Origin of the sequence: Methylocaldum marinum (genome assembly GCF_003584645.1) — a bacterium.
GTDB classification, from domain to species: Bacteria; Pseudomonadota; Gammaproteobacteria; order Methylococcales; family Methylococcaceae; genus Methylocaldum; species Methylocaldum marinum.
On sequence record NZ_AP017928.1, the window covers coordinates 3,578,551 to 3,596,399 of the forward strand.

Annotated in this window: 15 protein-coding genes; 3 read left to right on the plus strand and 12 right to left on the minus strand. The window is 59.1% G+C overall.

The window, feature by feature from the left end:
- Positions 1–127: 127 nt before the first annotated feature.
- Positions 128–1,747, plus strand: a complete 1,620-nt coding sequence (locus tag sS8_RS15760) for a sensor histidine kinase (protein ID WP_170161108.1) — start codon at positions 128–130, stop codon at positions 1,745–1,747.
- Complete coding sequence (locus sS8_RS15765; RefSeq protein WP_119630441.1) at positions 1,744–3,090, plus strand: sigma-54-dependent transcriptional regulator; 1,347 nt, start codon at positions 1,744–1,746, stop codon at positions 3,088–3,090. Before sS8_RS15760 ends, sS8_RS15765 begins: the two co-directional genes overlap by 4 nt.
- A 111-nt stretch (positions 3,091–3,201) precedes the next feature.
- Here the strand turns inward: sS8_RS15765 and sS8_RS15770 are convergent, their stop codons facing one another.
- The 9 genes from sS8_RS15770 to sS8_RS15810 form a co-directional block, all read right to left on the minus strand.
- Positions 3,202–3,606 carry a hypothetical protein gene (locus sS8_RS15770; protein WP_119630442.1) on the minus strand — a complete coding sequence of 135 codons (405 nt, stop codon included), beginning with the start codon at positions 3,604–3,606 and terminating at the stop codon, positions 3,202–3,204.
- A gap of 167 nt (positions 3,607–3,773) precedes the next feature.
- Complete coding sequence (gene msbA, locus sS8_RS15775; RefSeq protein WP_119630443.1) at positions 3,774–5,576, minus strand: lipid A export permease/ATP-binding protein MsbA; 1,803 nt, start codon at positions 5,574–5,576, stop codon at positions 3,774–3,776.
- Positions 5,577–5,847: 271 nt separating this feature from the next.
- Complete coding sequence (locus sS8_RS15780) at positions 5,848–6,993, minus strand: glycosyltransferase family 4 protein (protein ID WP_232020331.1); 1,146 nt, start codon at positions 6,991–6,993, stop codon at positions 5,848–5,850.
- A 223-nt stretch (positions 6,994–7,216) separates the two neighbouring features.
- Positions 7,217–8,287 carry a glycosyltransferase family 9 protein gene (locus tag sS8_RS15785; RefSeq protein ID WP_179952374.1) on the minus strand — a complete coding sequence of 357 codons (1,071 nt, stop codon included), beginning with the start codon at positions 8,285–8,287 and terminating at the stop codon, positions 7,217–7,219.
- Between the two features lie 3 nt (positions 8,288–8,290).
- The gene (locus sS8_RS15790; RefSeq protein WP_119630444.1) at positions 8,291–9,373 is read right to left on the minus strand and encodes a glycosyltransferase; all 1,083 of its coding nucleotides are present in this window, start codon (positions 9,371–9,373) and stop codon (positions 8,291–8,293) included.
- Position 9,374: 1 nt separating this feature from the next.
- Positions 9,375–10,058 carry a sulfotransferase family 2 domain-containing protein gene (locus tag sS8_RS15795; protein WP_119630445.1) on the minus strand — a complete coding sequence of 228 codons (684 nt, stop codon included), beginning with the start codon at positions 10,056–10,058 and terminating at the stop codon, positions 9,375–9,377.
- Positions 10,059–10,307: 249 nt separating this feature from the next.
- The gene (locus sS8_RS15800; RefSeq protein ID WP_119630446.1) at positions 10,308–11,417 is read right to left on the minus strand and encodes a glycosyltransferase; all 1,110 of its coding nucleotides are present in this window, start codon (positions 11,415–11,417) and stop codon (positions 10,308–10,310) included.
- A complete protein-coding gene (locus sS8_RS15805) occupies positions 11,417–12,538 on the minus strand; it encodes a glycosyltransferase (protein WP_119630447.1) in 1,122 nt (373 codons plus the stop codon). Before sS8_RS15805 ends, sS8_RS15800 begins: the two co-directional genes overlap by 1 nt.
- 235 nt (positions 12,539–12,773) lie before the next feature.
- Complete coding sequence (locus sS8_RS15810) at positions 12,774–13,490, minus strand: TVP38/TMEM64 family protein (RefSeq protein WP_119630448.1); 717 nt, start codon at positions 13,488–13,490, stop codon at positions 12,774–12,776.
- 105 nt (positions 13,491–13,595) lie between these two features.
- Between sS8_RS15810 and corA the strand changes: the two genes are divergently transcribed.
- Positions 13,596–14,561, plus strand: a complete 966-nt coding sequence (gene corA, locus sS8_RS15815) for a magnesium/cobalt transporter CorA (RefSeq protein ID WP_119630449.1) — start codon at positions 13,596–13,598, stop codon at positions 14,559–14,561.
- A gap of 10 nt (positions 14,562–14,571) precedes the next feature.
- On the opposite strand, the gene sS8_RS15820 is transcribed toward corA, so the two are convergent.
- Genes sS8_RS15820 through sS8_RS15830 form a run of 3 tightly spaced genes read right to left on the minus strand, consistent with a single transcriptional unit; the run spans position 14,572 to position 17,758 of the window.
- The gene (locus sS8_RS15820; protein WP_170161109.1) at positions 14,572–15,522 is read right to left on the minus strand and encodes a glycosyltransferase family A protein; all 951 of its coding nucleotides are present in this window, start codon (positions 15,520–15,522) and stop codon (positions 14,572–14,574) included.
- Positions 15,523–15,567: 45 nt separating this feature from the next.
- Positions 15,568–16,551 (minus strand): glycosyltransferase family 2 protein, encoded by a 984-nt coding sequence (locus tag sS8_RS15825; RefSeq protein ID WP_119630451.1) that lies wholly within the window; start codon positions 16,549–16,551, stop codon positions 15,568–15,570.
- A complete protein-coding gene (locus sS8_RS15830; protein WP_119630452.1) occupies positions 16,544–17,758 on the minus strand; it encodes an O-antigen ligase family protein in 1,215 nt (404 codons plus the stop codon). The genes sS8_RS15825 and sS8_RS15830 overlap by 8 nt, the downstream gene beginning before the upstream one ends.
- Between the last annotated feature and the right edge of the window lie 91 nt (positions 17,759–17,849).

A 17,849-nucleotide genomic window follows, 5' to 3' on the forward strand; every position in this document is an offset into this window, starting at 1 on the left:
CCGGGTGAACCGCCGCTTCCGGCCGGACTATCTCGCCTGTCGAATGCCCGTTCGGTTGCACGGGTTCGCGCCAGCGGCTGAACGTCCGGATACGAGGCTTTGCGGCGTTCAAGAGTTGCAACGGACGATGGACTTCGACTTTACGCAAATATCGCCCTGCCCGCTCTCCAAACATTACCGCATCCCTGAAAATCAAGCCTGGCAGTCGCTAACCGTTTATCTCCTATATCGTCTGACGCTGGGCAGCGTCCTGGCGTTCCTGTTTTTTCTGGGCGCGCTGCCTTCATCGCTCGGAAAACACGACCCCGGATTGTACGCAACCGCCAGCAGCCTCTATCTGGGGTCGATTTTTTTCTTGGCCGTGCCGCTGCTCCTGCGGCGTCCGGCTTTCCCGCTTCAAGCCCAACTGCACGTGCTGGCCGATGTGGTCTTGATCCCAAGCATCATGTATGCGTCGGGAGGCGTGGAGAGCGGAGTCGGCCTCCTGCTGGCCTTGTCGGTGGCGGCCGGAGGCATCTTGACCGGCGGCCGCTGCGCTTTGCTGCTGGCCGCGCTGGCCAGCGTCGCGGTACTCGGGGAGGAAGCGTACGCCGGTCTGACCGGAACTTTCGACGCAGCCTACACCTATGCCGGGATGCTGGGAGCTTCATTCTTCGGCATCGCGCTCCTTGCCCTGGTGCTGGCCAGGCGCGCCGAACAGAGCGAAGCGATCGCAGCGCAGCGCAGCATCGATCTGGCCAACCTTCAGCAGCTCAATGAATTCATCATCCGTCACCTGCAATCGGGCATAGTGGTCATCGACGAGCAACACCGCATCCGGATGATGAACGATTCTGCCGCTCGGCTTCTCGGCATACCCTCGAAAGCTCGGCATCTGGAAACCGCCTGCCCGGAGCTGTCCGAACTGTTCTGGGATTGGCTGGACGATCCCACCCCCGGAACAGCAAGCCTCGGCACGCGCTCGGGACAACCCGTACAAATTCGCTTTACCCGTCTAGGGCGTACCTGGCCTCCGAGCTATATGGCATTTCTGGAGGACAATATCCTGTACAACCAGCGGGTCCAGCAGAGCAAGCTGGCCTCTCTCGGGCGCCTTACCGCCAGCATCGCCCATGAGATTCGAAACCCACTGACCGCCATAAGCCACGCCGCTCAGCTATTGGCCGAATGTCCTTCGCTGGAGTCGCAGGACCGGCGTCTGACGCAAATCATCCTCGACCATACCGCACGGGTTAACGTCATCGTCGAAAACGTGCTTCAAATCTCGCGGCGGGGCCAGTCGAAACGGGAAATCCTGCCTTTGGCGTCCAGTCTGAAAAAATTCCTGCGCGACTATCGGATGGCTCAGGGAGTACCTGAAACCGCATTTCGACTCGAAGTCGAGATCAACAGTGCACTGGTTTTGGTGGATCCCAGCCATCTTAAGCAGATTCTAGAAAATCTGTTCTCGAACGCGCTGAAATACGGCGAACCGCAACGCGGGCCGATCCGAGTTCGCGCCAGACGCCAGCGGGGCGAACCCTGCATTGAAGTCGTGGATCACGCATCCCCGATCGATGCCCAGACCGTTCAGCAGATGTTCGAGCCTTTCTTCACCACCTCCGCCAGCGGCACCGGTCTCGGGCTGTTTATCGCACGCGAGTTGGCCGAGCTCAACCAGGCTAAACTGGAGTATGAATTATTCGCCGGCGGTGGTTGCTTCCGGCTCCGTCTGGCCGATGCCGAAAAAACCACGATCGAATTATGAATAGACCTTCCGCTCTCGTCGTCGATGACGAACCCGCCATCCGCGAACTGCTGGAAATTACGCTCGCGCGTATGGATATCGAAGTACTGTCGGCCGGAGGATTGCGACAGGCAAAGGATCTCCTGCAAAACCGGCGTTTCGATCTGTGCCTGACGGACATGAGACTGCCCGACGGCGACGGGCTGGACCTGGTAGAGTACATACAATTCAACCACCCGGCCCTGCCGGTCGCGGTCATTACCGCCCACGGCAATATGGAATCGGCGATCCGCGCCTTGAAGAACGGCGCCTTCGACTTCGTCTCCAAGCCGCTGGATCTCCAAGTTCTGCGGAGCCTCATCAATACTGCCCTCAAGCTCGCGAAGCAAGAGGGGCGGGATCGCCGTTCCCGCCATATCCTGCTCGGCGATTCGCAGAAGATGCGGGAAATCCGCTCCAAGATCACCAAGCTGGCGCGCAACCAGGCGCCTATCTTCATCAGCGGCGAATCGGGCACGGGCAAGGAGTTGGTTGCAAGGCTCATTCATGCCATGAGCCCGCGATCGGAAAAGCCGTTCGTCGCCGTAAACTGCGGCGCGATACCTCACGACCTCATGGAAAGCGAATTTTTCGGCCACAAGAAAGGCAGTTTTACCGGAGCGGTGGGGGACAAGCAGGGATTATTTCAGGCGGCTCACGGAGGCACGCTGTTTCTGGACGAAGTTGCCGACCTGCCGCTGTCGCTACAGGTCAAACTCTTGCGCGCGATCCAGGAAAAATCGGTTCGGCCGTTGGGCGAGTCCCGAGAAATCCCGGTGGACGTACGGATCGTGAGCGCAACCCACAAGAATCTCGCGAAAATGGTCCGAAACGGCGATTTCCGGCAAGATCTTTTTTACCGGATCAACGTGATCGAAATGCATGTTCCGCCCTTGCGCGAGCGCCGCAGCGATATTCCGGCCCTGGTCGATCATATCCTCGGGAAGCTCACATCCGCAGGCGATGGCAAGATCGAACTGAGCCCGGAAGCCTTGAACGCGCTCCTGAGCTATCCGTTTCCCGGCAACGTGCGCGAGCTGGAAAATATTCTGGAACGCGCAGTCGCACTTTGCGACGGCCATCGCATTCTGGCCGATGACCTGAACCTTCCTGAAACGACCGAAACCGCTTCGCCGGCGGCGAGGGAAGAGCGTCCCGTCGGGGAACACGTCCTGTCGCTGGAAAACTATATGGACGAGGTCGAAAAGCAGGCGATCGTCAAAGCGCTGGAAAAAACCCGGTGGAACCGGACAGCGGCCGCGAAACAGCTTGGGGTTACTTTCCGCGCCTTGCGCTACAAGCTCAAAAAGCTGGGGCTGGACTAAGCGATTGCCGGAAACCCGGCGAGGATGGACGGCCGAGGTACACAACGGAGGCGAGTCAGCCGTCGCCCTGATTCAAAACGACTGAAAACTTCGTTTGGCGCTACGGCGCGCTCAAGCCCGATATTTTTCCAGGGTCTTGAGCTTGTCCAAAGCGTCTTTGATCTTCCCGGTAACGGCCTCGTTAAGCTCGGCGGGCTTATAGACGCGATCCAACAGTCCTTCCGCAACCAAGGCTTCTTTAACCCATTTCTTGGCGAAACGATAATTTGTCGGCGCCGGGGAGACTTCACCGGTATCCGGGTTGCGCAACTGTACGCCGCGTTCGGCTTGGGCAGGCCTGGATTCGGCGGGCTCGGCAGCTTCGGCAACAACCGGCGCGACGGCGGCTTCCTCGGCTTTCGGCTCGGGCGACGCGGCGGGAGATGGCGTGCGGTCCACCCGAGACACGGTCTTGAACACCTCGTAGATCACAAATACGACGAAGATCACCGTCAATCCGACCAGCAATTGCATCATGATCTCTCTCCTCCTCTTCTTGTAGTTTCGATCGACTCAACTTCCGCGCCCTAAGTTGGCGCTTTTGCGAGCCGTCACACCATAGGACGAAACGATCAAAACCGCAATATCTCTCTTGACTTTAGTCAGCAAATTGCACCCGAAATCTCCGAAACTCGCCAAATTTTTCACGGCATCGCGTGTACCTGGGAAATCGGCCGGATCGCCTTATGCTCGAACTGCAAGCGATGGAGTTCCGCGTAATAGGACTTTCCGCGCAGCAGTTGTTCATGCGTGCCGCTTTCGATGATGCGGCCGTCCCGCATGACATAAATTCGGTCCGCGTTCTGGATAGTGGACAAACGGTGAGCGATGACCAGGGTGGTCCGGCCTTTCATCAATACCTCCAGCGCCTCCTGGACGTGCCGCTCGGATTCCGCGTCGAGTGCCGATGTCGCCTCGTCGAGTATCAGTATGGGGGCATTTTTGAGCACGGCGCGCGCGATGGCGATGCGTTGCCGTTGTCCGCCCGACAGCACGATGCCCTGCTGCCCGACAACCGTTTCGAAACCTTGCGGCAGCCCCTCGATAAAGTCCAGTGCGTGGGCGGTCCCGGCCGCCTGCCGAATCTCTTCCGGGCTCACCGATTCCCGGCTGCCGTAAGCGATATTGTTGGCTACGGTATCGTTGAACAAGGTGACTTCCTGCCCCACGTAAGCGATGTGCCGGCGCAGGCTTTCCAGGGTGAATTCCCGGATGTCGCGCCCGTCCAGGCGAATTTCGCCCCGGGTCGGCTCGTAAAGACGGGGCAGCAGGCGTATCAGCGAGGTTTTTCCGCTGCCCGACTGCCCGACCAAGGCGATGGTTTCGCCCGGCATTAGGGTCAGATCGACATTATTGAGCGCGTAATCTCCGCCCTCGCGATAGGCGAGGCTGACGCTTTTGTATTCGATATGTCCCTTTACCGCGTCCAGTACCTGCGTTCCGCCATCGTGCTCGCGTGCCTTGTCCAGCAGCTCGAAAATGCTATCGCCGGCGGCAATGCCCTTCTGCATGATATTGACGACCTGGGTGGCACGCTTGATCGGGCTGAGCATCATCGCCATAGCCGCGATAAAGGCGATCAGACTGCCGGGCGTGATTGTGTGGCGTACCGAGTCCAGGGAAACCACGTACAAGATCGCCGCGAACCCGCTGATATAGATGAGCTGGATAAGCGCGCCGGCGGCGGCGTCGGTCACGATCAGCTTCATCTGACGCCGCTGGTTGCGTTCATTCTCCCGGGCGAATTTCTGGGTTTCATAACCTTTCCCATTGAACACCTTGACGATGCGCTGGGCATCGATCACTTCCTGCGCGACGTGGCCGACGTTGCCCATGGACTCCTGGATACGCATGCTGATCTTGCGAAAACGCTTGCTGACCTGGCGAATGCTGATGCCGAGCACCGGGCCGACCACCATGAAAACCAGGGACAACAAGGCATTTTCGTAAACCATCAACAGGGTGAGACCGACGATGGTCAATCCATCCTTGAAAACTGCGACCACGCCTTTCGTCAGAGAATTCGCCACCTGCTCGGTGTTATAGAGCAACTTGGCGAGCAACTGCCCCGACGAGGCATGGTCGTAATAGGTACAGGGAAGATTCAGGAACTGGTCGAACAAATCCCGGCGAAGATCCGCAATCACCCGCCGTCCGACCCAGCCCGAACAATAATCCCCGGCAAATCCGGCAATACCCCGGGCAAGCGACAGCCCCAGCAATATGAAGGGCGCCTGGCGCAGAATTTCCGGGTCGTTCTCGATGAAACTGCCGTCGATGAGCGGTTGGATCAGCTTGGCGAACGCGGGTCCCAGCGAAGCGTAGGCGATCATCGCCAGTATCGACGCCAGGAACATTTTCCAGTAGGGGAAGGCATATTTGAGCAGCCGCCGATAGATGATCATTCCACCGGTGAGTGGCTTTCGATCGGTTTGTTTTTCGCTCATGAGAGGGTGCCGGCAGAATGAGAACTGAACCCGGCAACGGCGGTTGAACCCACCCGCCGTGCGATCGTGCGCATAGCGGATTCACCCGTAAGGTGACGGAAATAAGAACCAGGACGGTCGGAATTCATTGGCTTTTCCAGTTTCTAATCGGTTAAGGGTTGCCGGAGCCGTCGCCCGGGATCCCAAAATGTCAGATTATACCGGCGTCCTGGTCGCCTGGTTCGGCGCTTTTGTGATTCGAGAGTCCTTCCAAGCGAATCCGTCCGACGCGTCACGCATCGCTATCCGCGCCGAGGTTTGCTCCGCCCGATACGGACCGATAAACCCGATAGTTCCCTTCCACCATGGCGTCGACCGAAAATCGTTCGAGAACCAGGCGCCGCCCGGCATGTCCGAGTTGTCGGCGCAATGCCGTATCGTTCAGCAGATCGACAAGGGCGGACGCCAATGCCGCCGAGTCGCCGGGGTCGATCAGGCGGCCATTGATGCCGTCCTGCACGATTTCGGGCATGCCGCCGGCGCGCGTCGCCACGATCGGAACCGCGCAAGCCGCAGCCTCCAGTAGAGAAACGCCGAGGCCCTCCATCCAGGCCGGATGAACCACGAGATCGAGACAAGGGATCACCCGCGCCATGTCGTTCCGATAGCCGGCAAAAGTCACGGCGCTCTGGAGTCCGCGGTCCCGTACAGATGTCCGAAGTTCGTCCTCCATGGGCCCCTGGCCGAACAGCAGGACCCGCGTTTTCGGATGCTGCGCCAGCACCTCCGGCAAGGCGTCGAATAACACGTCATGCCCCTTGCGGGCGATCATCTGGGCTATCATGCCGAACGCCGTCTCGTCTTGGGCAAGGCCGAATTCCAAGCGAAACCAGCCTTCGTCGCGCACCGGGCGATAGCGTCCGGTATCGACAGCGCTGGGAACGCAGATCACCCGCTCGGGCCGCACGCCGGCTTCGATCAGCACCGCGCGTATGCCTTCCGATATGGTAACGATGGTTTCGAACAGGGGGAATTTGACGCGGGTGTCGACCCAGCGCGGCGGATTGTCCACTCTCCGGCTATGGATCATCGGGACTTTTTCCAGTCGTCCGGCGAGTGCGGCGAGGAGATCGCCGCGGCGGCTGTGAATGTGCAGGACATTCGGATTTTCGTTTCGGATCAGACGCCGCAATCGGCCGATGAAAACGACATCGGCATCGCCCCGGAAAGGAAGCGGCCGAATCTCGACCGCGGGATTTTGCACAGCCCCGACGATCTCGGCACCGTCGCCGCACGCCAGCACATGCCGGCCGGGAAACCGGCTCAAGCCGTTGAGAAGGTAAGCCACCTGCCGGGCACCGCCGTATAGGTGCCGCCCCATTTCCACGTGCAGTACCTTCATGATCTTTAGTTCCGGAAAGATGGGCATGGTATACATTGCTCACCCCTTCCCTGGGGTTCGCCCTGCGGGCCAGCCGCCGGCTGTCCAAATTTGCTCCCGACAAATTTGTGCTCACCCCTTCCCTGGGGTTCGCCCTGCGGGCCAGCCGCCGGCTGTCCAAATTTGCTCCCGGCTAGTTGTGCCCATCTTACCGAGTTGCCGAGCTGTAGGATGGGCAAAGGCCGACAGGCCGTGCCCATCACATGCGGTGCCATTCCCGTCATTCGCCCTTATGTTCCCCGATACTCTCCAATGTTTCGATCGCCGTCAGCACCGACTCGACCGTGTGCGCTTTCATGCAATCGAACGTCCCGCCGCAGGTCGGACGACGGCGGCAGGGCGAACAGTCGAGGGGTTCGTAAAGCACTCTCGCCGTGGGGCGGCCGGTGTCCAAATAGGGCCGGGTGGAACCGAAGATCGCCACAGTCGGAACGCTCAAAGCGATACCGAGATGGGTCAGCCCGGTATCGACGCCGATCAATAGCTTTGCCTTTTCAACAACCGCCGCGCATTGCCCCAGGTTGGTCCGGCCGGCCAGATCGACGAGACCCGGCGTCTGCGCGGCGATACTCTCTGCGCGCGCCTTGTCAGCCGGCCCGCCTAACATAACGACGGCAAGCCGGCGCTCGCCGGCCAGCCGAGCCGCCAACTCCGCCCAGCGCTCGTCAAACCAATGCTTTTGCGGCCGAGTGGTGAACGGGCAAATCACGGCATATTTCCCGATCACGCCGGTCGACTCCAGCAGTTCTTTCGCCCCTTTTCGGTCGTCGTCCGAAACGGCGATGTCGAGCGCGAACGTATCGGCCCGACCGGTCAAGGTTTCGGCCAGCTTCCGGTATTCCTTGCCGATGCGGACGTCATTCACGCGGCGATCGGCAATCTCCGTCATCAGGAATTGACTGCCCTCGCGCGATCCGAGACCGACGCGCCGCCGCCCACGCGAAAGCCAGGCCCAGATTCCGCTTTTGATCAAACCCTGGAGATCGATGACCCATTCGAAGCGTTCGGCTCGAAGCGCTCCGACCAAACCGCGAGCTTCCCGCCAGAGTTCGCGGTAGCGACGCTCCCGGCGCAACTGCCGCCAGCGGCCCCGCGGCCATAAAAAAACCTGATCGAGACGCGGGTTGTGCCGCAGCAGATCGGAATTCGTCGATTCCGTCAGCCAGGCAATCCGGGCATCCGGATAAGCCGCGCGCAGCGCAGGGATAAGTCCCGAAGCCATGATGACATCGCCGATGGCGCTCAGCCGTATAATCAGGATGCTTTTCGGCGGAGATCCGATGCCCGGCATCGTTCAGCAGCCTCTCTCCGCCATGAGGCGCTGATAAAGCTCCAGGTAGGCGTCGACCACTGCCGCGCGGCTGTACCGGCTTTGCAGGCAGCTATGGCCGGCTTCGCCGAGCGCCTTTCTGTCATTATCGGACAGTCTCGATGCCTCCCGGATCCGCGCCGCCAGTGCCGCGGGATCGCCGCACGGCGCCAGAAGCCCGGTTCGTCCCTCGTCGACCAGCTCCACAGCACCGTCGGTAGCCGTGCTGACCACCGGCAAACGGTAATTCCAGGCCTCCAGGATGACATTGCCCAGCGGTTCATGGCGCGAGGGGCAGACGAACAAATCGGCAGCGGCGTAAAACGGCTCGGGTTGTTGCCAGCCCAGCCAGCGAACGCGCGAGCCGAGCCCAAGACTCTCGCTCAGCGCTTTCAGGCGATCGGCCGCGGGCCCGTCCCCGGCGACGAGCAGGAACAGCGGACGTCCGCTCGATTCGGCCGGCAGCTCGGCGAAAGCGTGCAGCAAATCGTCGAAGCCCTTTTTGTCGATCAGCCGCCCCAATGCAAACAGTACGAAGGCATCACCGGGAACATCGTGTTCATGTCGTAAGGCCTGGACGTCTTGACTTGAAAAGACAGCGGGTTCCGGCACGAAATTGCCGATGTGAAACACCCGGTTCGCGGGTATTCCCGACCTCACGAGGAAGTCGCAGATGGCTTGTGTGTTGCCCACCCAGGCATGGGCATGCCGGTAGTAGCCGTCGATCTTGTAGAACCCGCCCAAGCGGGCGATATGCACGGCTTTCGTCGCGGAAGGCAAGCGGGTCAGGCGCGTTGCCCTCCCCATATAGGTCTGGACGATGCACGGCTGACGGCGAGCCACCAGTTCGCGAATCCGCCACACCGACCAGAGATCCCACTGATTGGCAAGCGGCAGATGTACCTGCTCGATGAAGCTGGATTTAAGGGCTTCGGCCACCGGACTGCCGGACCTGTTGACCGCGATGACCCGCTGCCCGGCTTCATGCAACGCGCCCAGAAGACGCACGTAGAACTGGTCGGCGCCGCCGAACTGGCGGCTGCCCAGGATATGCAGCGACGGATACATCTCAACCGGTCAGTCGGGAGGCCAGAGGCTCGTCGAACCGGTATCCGAATCGCTCGATGTCGGGCCGGTAATGCTCCGCGACAAGCGCTGCGGTGACATCGTCATAGTAATCCCTATAGTCCTTCCGGCGGTCGGTCGCTTTACGTCTGTGGGGAAGTTTCGGGGTTTTGATGCCGATCCGCTTGCAGGCGGTATCGAAGTCCTCGGCCAGGAATTCGTAACGGCCGAGAAAATCGACGACGATATTGCCGTGAAGATCGACCACATAATCGCTTTGCAGCTCCGTCGACATATCGGCGTGATACTGGGGTGGCCGGGCCGGATCGAATTTCCAGCGAAGAAAGGCTTCGAAGCTGTCGATGTGAGTAATCAGCTGGGGCCGTTCGCGACGGATATGGTGATAGGAACTCACCTGCAAATCCCAGGGGTTTCGCACGAAAGCGAACTTGAACAAGCTTTCGAAGACCTCCCGCGGCAGCATTTCCTTGGCGGCGATGATCTTGGCGTGGCGCGGGAACTTGGCTCCGATCTTGTGGCCGGTCATCGCGCTCAGCTTGCTGCAGAGAAACTGCGGAATTCGGTAAGGATCGGTCCACTTCTGCCGCCACAAGGCGTTGCGGATGCTGGTGCCGCCGGTTTTGGCGATATGGACGAACAGAAAGTTGTATCTCAGGGACAGAAGCATGGGTTTGGGTCTGTATTCCGTTTTCCCTCATTGCGGGAGGGGGGGTGAGGCCATTCAAACGAATCGGAAGAAAAAGCGAGAACGAAATGAGCGCGTCAATTCAGCCAAATCCACAGCCGCCTCAGGGAAACGGATCGGCGCCAACGAGCCTTCGGCAATGACGCGCAGCTCGCGGTAACGGCTTTGCTCCCAACGCCAAGCTCGGCATCGGCCAAGTGTTCATAGGCCAGTTTAGCACGCGGTATCGCATCACCGATCAAAGCCCAACACTTCCATGTAGCGCGCTGCACTGCGCTCCACCGTGTATTCCGCTGCGGCCTCGCGGAGAAGCTTGCTATCCATCGGTGAGCGCAGGGTACTCAACATTGCCTCGGCCAACCGCTCCGCATCGCCCACCGGCACCAGCGGACCGAAACGGCCGTCCCGCAGTATCTCCCGCGGACCGCTGGGACAGTCGGTGGAAACCACCGGCGTGCCCAGGGTCAATGCCTCGGTCAGCACGTTGGGCGAACCTTCCCAGGCCGACGACAAAACGAACAGCGAACTCCGCGCCATAAAGGCATAAGGATTGGCCACGTGACCGGGAAGAGAAACCGCATCGGCGACACCCAGTTCCCGTGCCAGCTTTTCCAGCACGGAGCGCAGCCGGCCTTCGCCCAGAACCACCAGTCGCGAATTCACGGCGGCCCGGACGCCGGCGAAGGCGCGGATCAGGGTTGCGAAGTCCTTCTGCCGCGTCAGGCGTCCCGCGCCTAGGATGACGGGTACCTCCGGCGACTCGAACCAGGGATGATCCGGAGACATTCGGCTCTTTTCCAACATTTGCGGCGTGATGACCGGATTTCGGATCACCACGATTTTTTCCGGAGGCAGCTTTGCAATTTGCCGCGTGTCTGCCGCGACGCCATCGGAGACTGCAACGATACGGTCCACTGCCGAATACATTTCGCGCATCGGCCACTGCCGCGCCCAACGAACCAAAGCCGGCTTGTTCGCCATGGCGGCCGAAAGGTGAGTCCCCAGGCGCCCCACCAAGCGGGTCTCGACCCTGCTCAAGCGCTTGGCGAGTACCGCGGCACGGATGGCGCGGTCCTTGGCGGCCAGTAGGGCGAACGGCCTTTCGGTCTTGAGGTAGCGGATCAGCTCCGGCACGGCCAGGGCCGTGTGCCCTACCCCCAGGTCCAGAACCCGCAAACCCGAACCGTTCAGTCGGATCAGTTCGGGTGCCGGTTTGCGCAAGATGGCCAGAAGATCCACGCACACCCCCGCCTGCAGGAACGCCGGCAGCAGATTCATGATCATCCGTTCCACGCCGCCGGCGCCGGAAAACGAAATCAGTACCGCCAGACGGCGTTCCATCAGCTCTCTCCTCTCGACAGGCCAAGAGCCCTCAAATATTGCCGTGCGCTGTTCGAAATGGTGTAAGGTGCCGTGGCCTCGCACAAGGCTTCGGGCGAAGTTGGACGATCCAGCATTTCGGCCAATTTCCCCGCGAACGCCGAGGAATCGCCGACGGCCACCAAAGCGCCGTAGCGACCGCCTCCGAGCACTTCCTTCGGGCCGCTGGGGCAATCGGTCGATACCACGGGCGTGCCGCAGGCCATGGCCTCGATCAGCACGACCGGCATACCTTCACAGATCGAGGTGAGAGCAAAGACTTTGGCTCGGCGCATATAGGCGTAAGGATTGGATAGAAACCCCGGAAAATCCACGTCATCCGACACGCCGAGATCACCGGCCAGTTTAAGGAGTTTATCGCGCTGCCGGCCTTCGCCGCCGATGATCAGACGGCAAGGACGGACACTTCGAAGTTCCGCGAAAGCCTTCAGCAGGGTGGCGAAATCCTTGCGCGCGCACAATTCGCCCACGCCGAGGATCACCGGCGGCTCCCCCGGCGCGAACCAGGGATGGTCGACCGCCTGATCGGCCAGCGCCGCGAAACCGTCCGTCAGCACCGGACTGGTCACCACGGTGACCGCCTCCATCGGCAACCCGGCTATTTTGGCCAGATCTTCCGCCGCACCTTCGGATGGCGTCAGAATTCCGTCGGCGTGGCGGTAGAAAAGGCGGATCGAAGCCAATTGGCCGTTTCGTGCCCACCAGCCGCGGCGTTCGAGATTCTTGGAGACCGTCGTGCCTATCCGCACCACCACGCGGGTATCGACCCGGGCCAGCGTACGCGCCGTCAAAGCCGTACGGTTCACCTTGTCCTTGTCGCTCAACAATACCCTGGGCCGGTTACGACGCAAATAGCGGATCAGGACGGGTAAAGCGGTGTTGACATGGGAAACGCCCAGGTCGACCGTTCGGACGTTGTGCGGCAACGGGTCCCAGTAGGGGCCGTGCCCGTCCACCTTTAGGAGGTCAATGTGCAAACCGCACCCGGCAAACTCCGGCACCAGATTGCGCATAATCCGATCGACACCGCTATGGCCCGAAGTCGCCAGAAACAAAGCCAGGTCGGTGCGGCTCGAATTCATCGACGGCTCGGATTCAGAGATTCCAAACAAGCTCGTCTGCCGTTCGGGGGACTGGCCTGCCGGACCTCCCCGCGCAAGCCGCGGGGAGGTCCGGCGTTTCGGCACCGGACATGAAAAGACCAATTTGGGCAGGCGTCACGAAATTTGGGGGCCTCGATGAATCCGCTCGCAAATCTTCACGAATTCCCTGCATTAATCGCAAGCGAGCCGTCGGGCACACGTTCGTCACAACCGATCATGAATCCTCATCCGTCAGCAAAGGCAACTCGGCATTCCTGGCGTATACGAAGTCATGGAGCCGTTTCAGCAAAAATCCCAGAATCACCGACGACGCCAAGGCCAAGGCAATATATTCGGTTGCTTTGGCAAAATTGGACTGAAGCAATCCGGCACCGATCAGACAGGCGGTTATCCCCATAGGCAAGAAACCGATGAAGCTCCCCACGATAAAATCCAGGTGAGCCACATCCGTCATTCCCAGCAGCACATTATTGTAGAAGCCGTTCAAGGGTAGCTGTCGAATCAGCACCACGGCCAACACGCCGTGACGCTCTATCTGCCGTGCGAATCGCTCAAACTGGCGAACTTTTTTCAGCCCAAAGCCTATGCCGAATTTGCGAATGAGCAGGAGCGTTGCGTATGAACCCAGAACCGTCGCCAGCTGGCTCCACACCAGCCCCCAAGCGAAGCCGAACGCCAATCCGCCAAGTGAACACAAAACCAGGCGAGGCGTTCCGATCGCCGTCAGTGCGGCACCGACCGAGGTGAATACGAGGGGGGCGGCCAGTCCGTAATCTGCCAATTCAGTCTTGAGTATCATCCCTTGGGCGAGCCAAACATTCAGCGGAGTAAAATAAAACGCGACACCCAAAACCAATACGGCAGAAACAGAAGCGCCGCGGAGAACGCCAGTCGTTCGCGAGGCACCGATCACGCGTTGTGCATCGACCATGAAGAGCCTACAAAGTGGAAACCCATCCAGTTGGCCATATTATAAGTAACTAATACGGATAAAAACCATGATCAATTCGTTACACGGGATTCAAAAGGATTAAATGTGTATATCAGATGCGCCGCCTATCGCGAAGGACAACGAGCCGCTGATGTCAACATCGAAGACGTCAGCGAACTGCTGGCGAAACCGGATACCTTCGTTTGGGTAGGACTGACCGAACCCGACCCGAAAGAGTTGCTGCAACTGCAACAGGAGTTCGGCCTGCACGAGCTTGCGGTGGAAGATGCCCGATCCGCACATCAACGACCGAAATTGGAAGAATACCGCGGATCCTTGTTCGTAGTCCTGCATACCGTAGAGCTCAGGGAAGGTAAGGTTCATTTCGGCGAAACGCATCTGTTCCTCGGCAAGCAGTTTCTGGTATCGATCCGCCATCAATCATCTCTGGGCTACGGCCGCGCGCGGGCCCGTTGCGAAAGCATGCCGCAACTCCTGGCCAAGGGCCCCGGATTCGCACTATACGCTCTTCTCGATCTGGTGGTCGACAACTTCATGCCGGTCGTCGAGCATTACCAATCGCTGCTCGAAAAATTGGAAGAAGACATTTTCGAATGCCGTTTGCACCGCGATGCGATGGAGCGCCTGTACGACCTCAAACGCTGCTTGCTGCGGCTACGCAATGCCGCAATGCCGTTACTGGACATCTGCAATGCGCTGATGCGGCTTCACCCGGAAATCGTGTCCAAGGACCTCCGCGTTTATTTTCGCGACGTACTCGACCACGTGCACCGAATCATTCGCGCCACCGACACCATGCGCGAAACCCTGTCGGATGCCATGCAGGCGAACCTCGCCCTGATCACGGTCAGACAGAATGAAGTGGTCAAGCGTCTGGCAGGATGGGGAGCCATTTTGGCGTTGCCGACCATGGTGTTCAGCATGTACGGCATGAACTTCAAATTCATGCCCGAGCTCGATTCCCGGTTCGGCTACCCCACCGCTTTGACGGGAACCTTGATCGGCTGCATTTGGCTGTATCGACGCTTAAAACGCGCCGAGTGGCTGTGAGGCCGCTCCGTCAGTTGCGCGATTCTTTCCGATTCGCCTTATAACCCTTTTTGTAGCGCAACCGATACCGGTCCACCAGCAACCGGCCGAAGCCGGCCGGCAGCAGCATCAGCCACAAGGGATCGCAGTGCACCAGCCTTCCCTGCCGGAAAAGACCGTCCCCGGCGTGAAACGAGAAACGGATGAAATCGACCATGCTGCGCCGCAGTTGGCGGCGGCTAAGCCAGGGCCGGTGCACGGTCACGTCCTCCAGATAATAGAGCTGGAATCCGCGCGGATTGCGCATGCGCAGGCGAAAACGGTCGGACGACAGCCCCTCGGCCTGATACTCCACCTGTTGGAAAGGTTCGTTGACGCAACGAAAGACATAATCGTGGGAAATTCGTTTCCAGGTGAACGACGGCCGGATATGCCTTTCACCGGGAAAAACCGGATACGGAAACCGACAGGCGATGTCGGTCCGAATTGCGTGCTTTTTGTCGCCGCCTATCCCCAAGCGATAACGCACATCCAGAAAACTCGCATCGAACGGGTTGTGCGGATAAGGAATCGTCAACAGCCGCTGCCCGTCCATACTCTCGACCAAGCCTTCGACGCCGGCGAAACGCTCGCGCTCCGCTTCGGGAATGGACTCCCAGTGTCGCCGGATGCGTTCCAAGGTATCCGGCAGGAGACGATCATCCGAATCGAGATTGAAAAACAGCCGTCCCGTCGCCAGTTCGAGCCCTTTATTGTGCGCGGCGTGCTTGCCCTGATTACTCTGCTTCACGTAAGTAACGGGAAAATCAACACCCGCTTTCCAACCCGCCACGACGGCGGCAGTATCATCGGTCGAGCCGTCATCGACGATAACGACTTCGAAGTCCCGGTCGGTTTGAGCTTCGATGCTCGATAAAGCCCTAGGCAACAGTCCGGCGCGGTTATAGGTGGGAATGAAGATAGTGAAAAGTGGACTGCTCACACCAAACAAGTCCTCAATAGATAAAATCGTGCAATGAACAACCGGTCAGGCCTGCCCGTCAACGCCGGATTTGAAGTTCGTTTCGATGGAATCGATGATTTGCCAGAAGTCCCAAACCTGATGCTTTCGGATCTCCGCACGCACCCGGAACGCGTCCGGAAGGCGGCGCAACGCGGCAAAGAAACCTGCCGCATAGACCCTGTCGAACCGCAGCAAGCGGCCGATAAACTGAAGCAGATAGCCCGGCACGAGAGAGAACATCAGGTCCCTGCCCGGCAGATGTATCCATTCGAGCAGAAATCGATTGCGCACCCGGGTTTTTCTGACCCGGTTTGCAGCCACGTTTTCCGAGATGGAACCTTTCTTTTCATGCACTACCCGGCTGGCGGGCTCCAAGAGCGTGCGCCATCCGCGTTTCCAGGCACGCAAACCCAAATCGAAGTCTTCCGAATAGAAGGGCTTGTAAAGCGGCAAATAACCGCCGAGAGCCGCAAACATCGATTTTCGCAGCGCCACCGACCCCCCCGAGGCGAATAAGCTTTCTATCGGCCTTGCAGGCTTCAAGTCGTCGAAGCTCCAACGCACCGATCTAAGCCGGCCCCGTTTTATCCGGAAACACCGCCACGACACCGGGCTTACCCGTCCGTTCTCGTCCATCACCAATGGCGACACGGAGAAAACCCCTGCCGTTTCCAGATGCCGGATCAAAGGCGCCATGAAATCTTCCTCCGGACGCACATCGGAATTCAGAAAGATCAGAAACTCCGCTTCGGCGGCATCGACGCCCGAATGGATCGCTTCAGCGAATCCACGATTGGCTTCATGGACGACCACGTAAACACTAGGAAACTCGGTCCGGAGCATCTCGACACTTCCGTCTCGCGAACCGTCATCCACCACGATGATCGAGCATGCACCGGGATAAGCGGCGGCCGCCCGAATCACGAACGGCAGATTGCGGCGCAATAATTGGATCCCGTTGAAATTCGGAATAACCACACCAACCAGCGGAAAGCGAGACCTATCCATTCAATCGATTGCTTTTGAAGAAACGAAAACCGGCCCCCAAAAGGAGGCTGAGCGGATAAAGCGTCGATCGGGAGAAAAAAGGCAGGGTAAGAAAGGCATGTACCAGATGGACCGTCGTCACGACAACCAAAAGAATGCCTGCTTGCTTACGGACGGAATCTCGTGCGTTCAGCGTGTGGACCACAAGTGCCGCGAAAAACAGCCCATAGGCGGAGATTATTAGAATGAGCCCCACCAACCCATGGCTGTACAGCAGTTCCAGCAGGAAATTATGCGGAAAGGAAAAATCGACCACCGGGTGAAAACTGGAATACCCCTGGTAATCCTGATAGAACTGTCCGAACCCGTGCCCGAAAACCCATTGGCGAGGCGAGCTCGCCCGCTGCATCTCGGCGGTCTCCGTCCAGATTGCTACCCGCTCTTCCTTGAGCAAATTACCGAAGAGGTCGTCGACCCTGGCATCGAACCCGTAAATTCCGGATATGTACAACACGCCGGGAACAATGAGTATGGCCGCGAAGGCCGTCCACCGGTACCTGGCCGGCAAGAACGGAAGCATCGCAAACGAACCTGCCATAAGCGCCAGAAACCCCGGCCTGGACTGAGTCTTCAGCAGCAGCAGCGCATCGCCGATCGCCGCCAATATGAATAACCACCTCAGTCCCCCGCCATGCACAACCGAAAAATAGAACAGGATCGGCAGCGTCAACACGCAATAGAGCGCCAAAAAATGGAGATTCGAAAATAGACCGAATTTTTCGGGATATACCTCAAAACCGATCCATTGAGCGATGACGTATACGACCGCCAGCCCGGCAAGCATGGCCTTATGGGTCAGTCGAGCACGGTTGCCCAGCTGCTCGGGCAGCAGAACGACACCGGCAACCGCCGCCACCGGCAGCAATAGATGCTCCAGGAAGCGAAAATCCGTCCTGCCACTCGGTTCCATGAGATAACCCTGTACCGTCAGCAGAACGACGAGAAAAAGGAGAACGGCCATTGGCCGATCGGATCGCAAACCGCCGCGGAACAAGAACGTCAGGCCGAAGACGGCAGCGGCGCTGCAATACAGGAAAATCTTATGGGTACCGAAATCGAGCAGGAGGGAGATTCCGAAGCCGTATATCGATGTGGCTAAAAGATGGTAGAAAAAACCTGCTCCGAGTCCCGAAAAACTTCTCGCGTTTAAAGCCGTCGTCTCAGCCATGGCGGCCTGTTTTTCCGTCGAACGGCGGTAGCAAAAAACGGGCAGGTCGGGCTATCGCCGAGAGACGGCCTCGGATTCCGGAAGCCGGATA

Coding starts and splice junctions, on each gene's coding strand:
- sS8_RS15790 (WP_119630444.1), bottom strand. CDS start 9,373: ATGTATCCGTCGCTGCATATCCTGGGCAGCCGCCAGTTCGGCGGCGCC.
- sS8_RS15795 (WP_119630445.1), bottom strand. CDS start 10,058: ATGCTTCTGTCCCTGAGATACAACTTTCTGTTCGTCCATATCGCCAAA.
- sS8_RS15805 (WP_119630447.1), bottom strand. CDS start 12,538: ATGAATTCGAGCCGCACCGACCTGGCTTTGTTTCTGGCGACTTCGGGC.
- sS8_RS15830 (WP_119630452.1), bottom strand. CDS start 17,758: ATGGCTGAGACGACGGCTTTAAACGCGAGAAGTTTTTCGGGACTCGGA.
- sS8_RS15765 (WP_119630441.1), top strand. CDS start 1,744: ATGAATAGACCTTCCGCTCTCGTCGTCGATGACGAACCCGCCATCCGC.
- sS8_RS15760 (WP_170161108.1), top strand. CDS start 128: ATGGACTTCGACTTTACGCAAATATCGCCCTGCCCGCTCTCCAAACAT.
- sS8_RS15785 (WP_179952374.1), bottom strand. CDS start 8,287: ATGCCGGGCATCGGATCTCCGCCGAAAAGCATCCTGATTATACGGCTG.
- sS8_RS15780 (WP_232020331.1), bottom strand. CDS start 6,993: ATGTATACCATGCCCATCTTTCCGGAACTAAAGATCATGAAGGTACTG.
- sS8_RS15825 (WP_119630451.1), bottom strand. CDS start 16,551: ATGGATAGGTCTCGCTTTCCGCTGGTTGGTGTGGTTATTCCGAATTTC.
- msbA (WP_119630443.1), bottom strand. CDS start 5,576: ATGAGCGAAAAACAAACCGATCGAAAGCCACTCACCGGTGGAATGATC.
- sS8_RS15770 (WP_119630442.1), bottom strand. CDS start 3,606: ATGATGCAATTGCTGGTCGGATTGACGGTGATCTTCGTCGTATTTGTG.
- sS8_RS15810 (WP_119630448.1), bottom strand. CDS start 13,490: ATGGTCGATGCACAACGCGTGATCGGTGCCTCGCGAACGACTGGCGTT.
- sS8_RS15800 (WP_119630446.1), bottom strand. CDS start 11,417: ATGGAACGCCGTCTGGCGGTACTGATTTCGTTTTCCGGCGCCGGCGGC.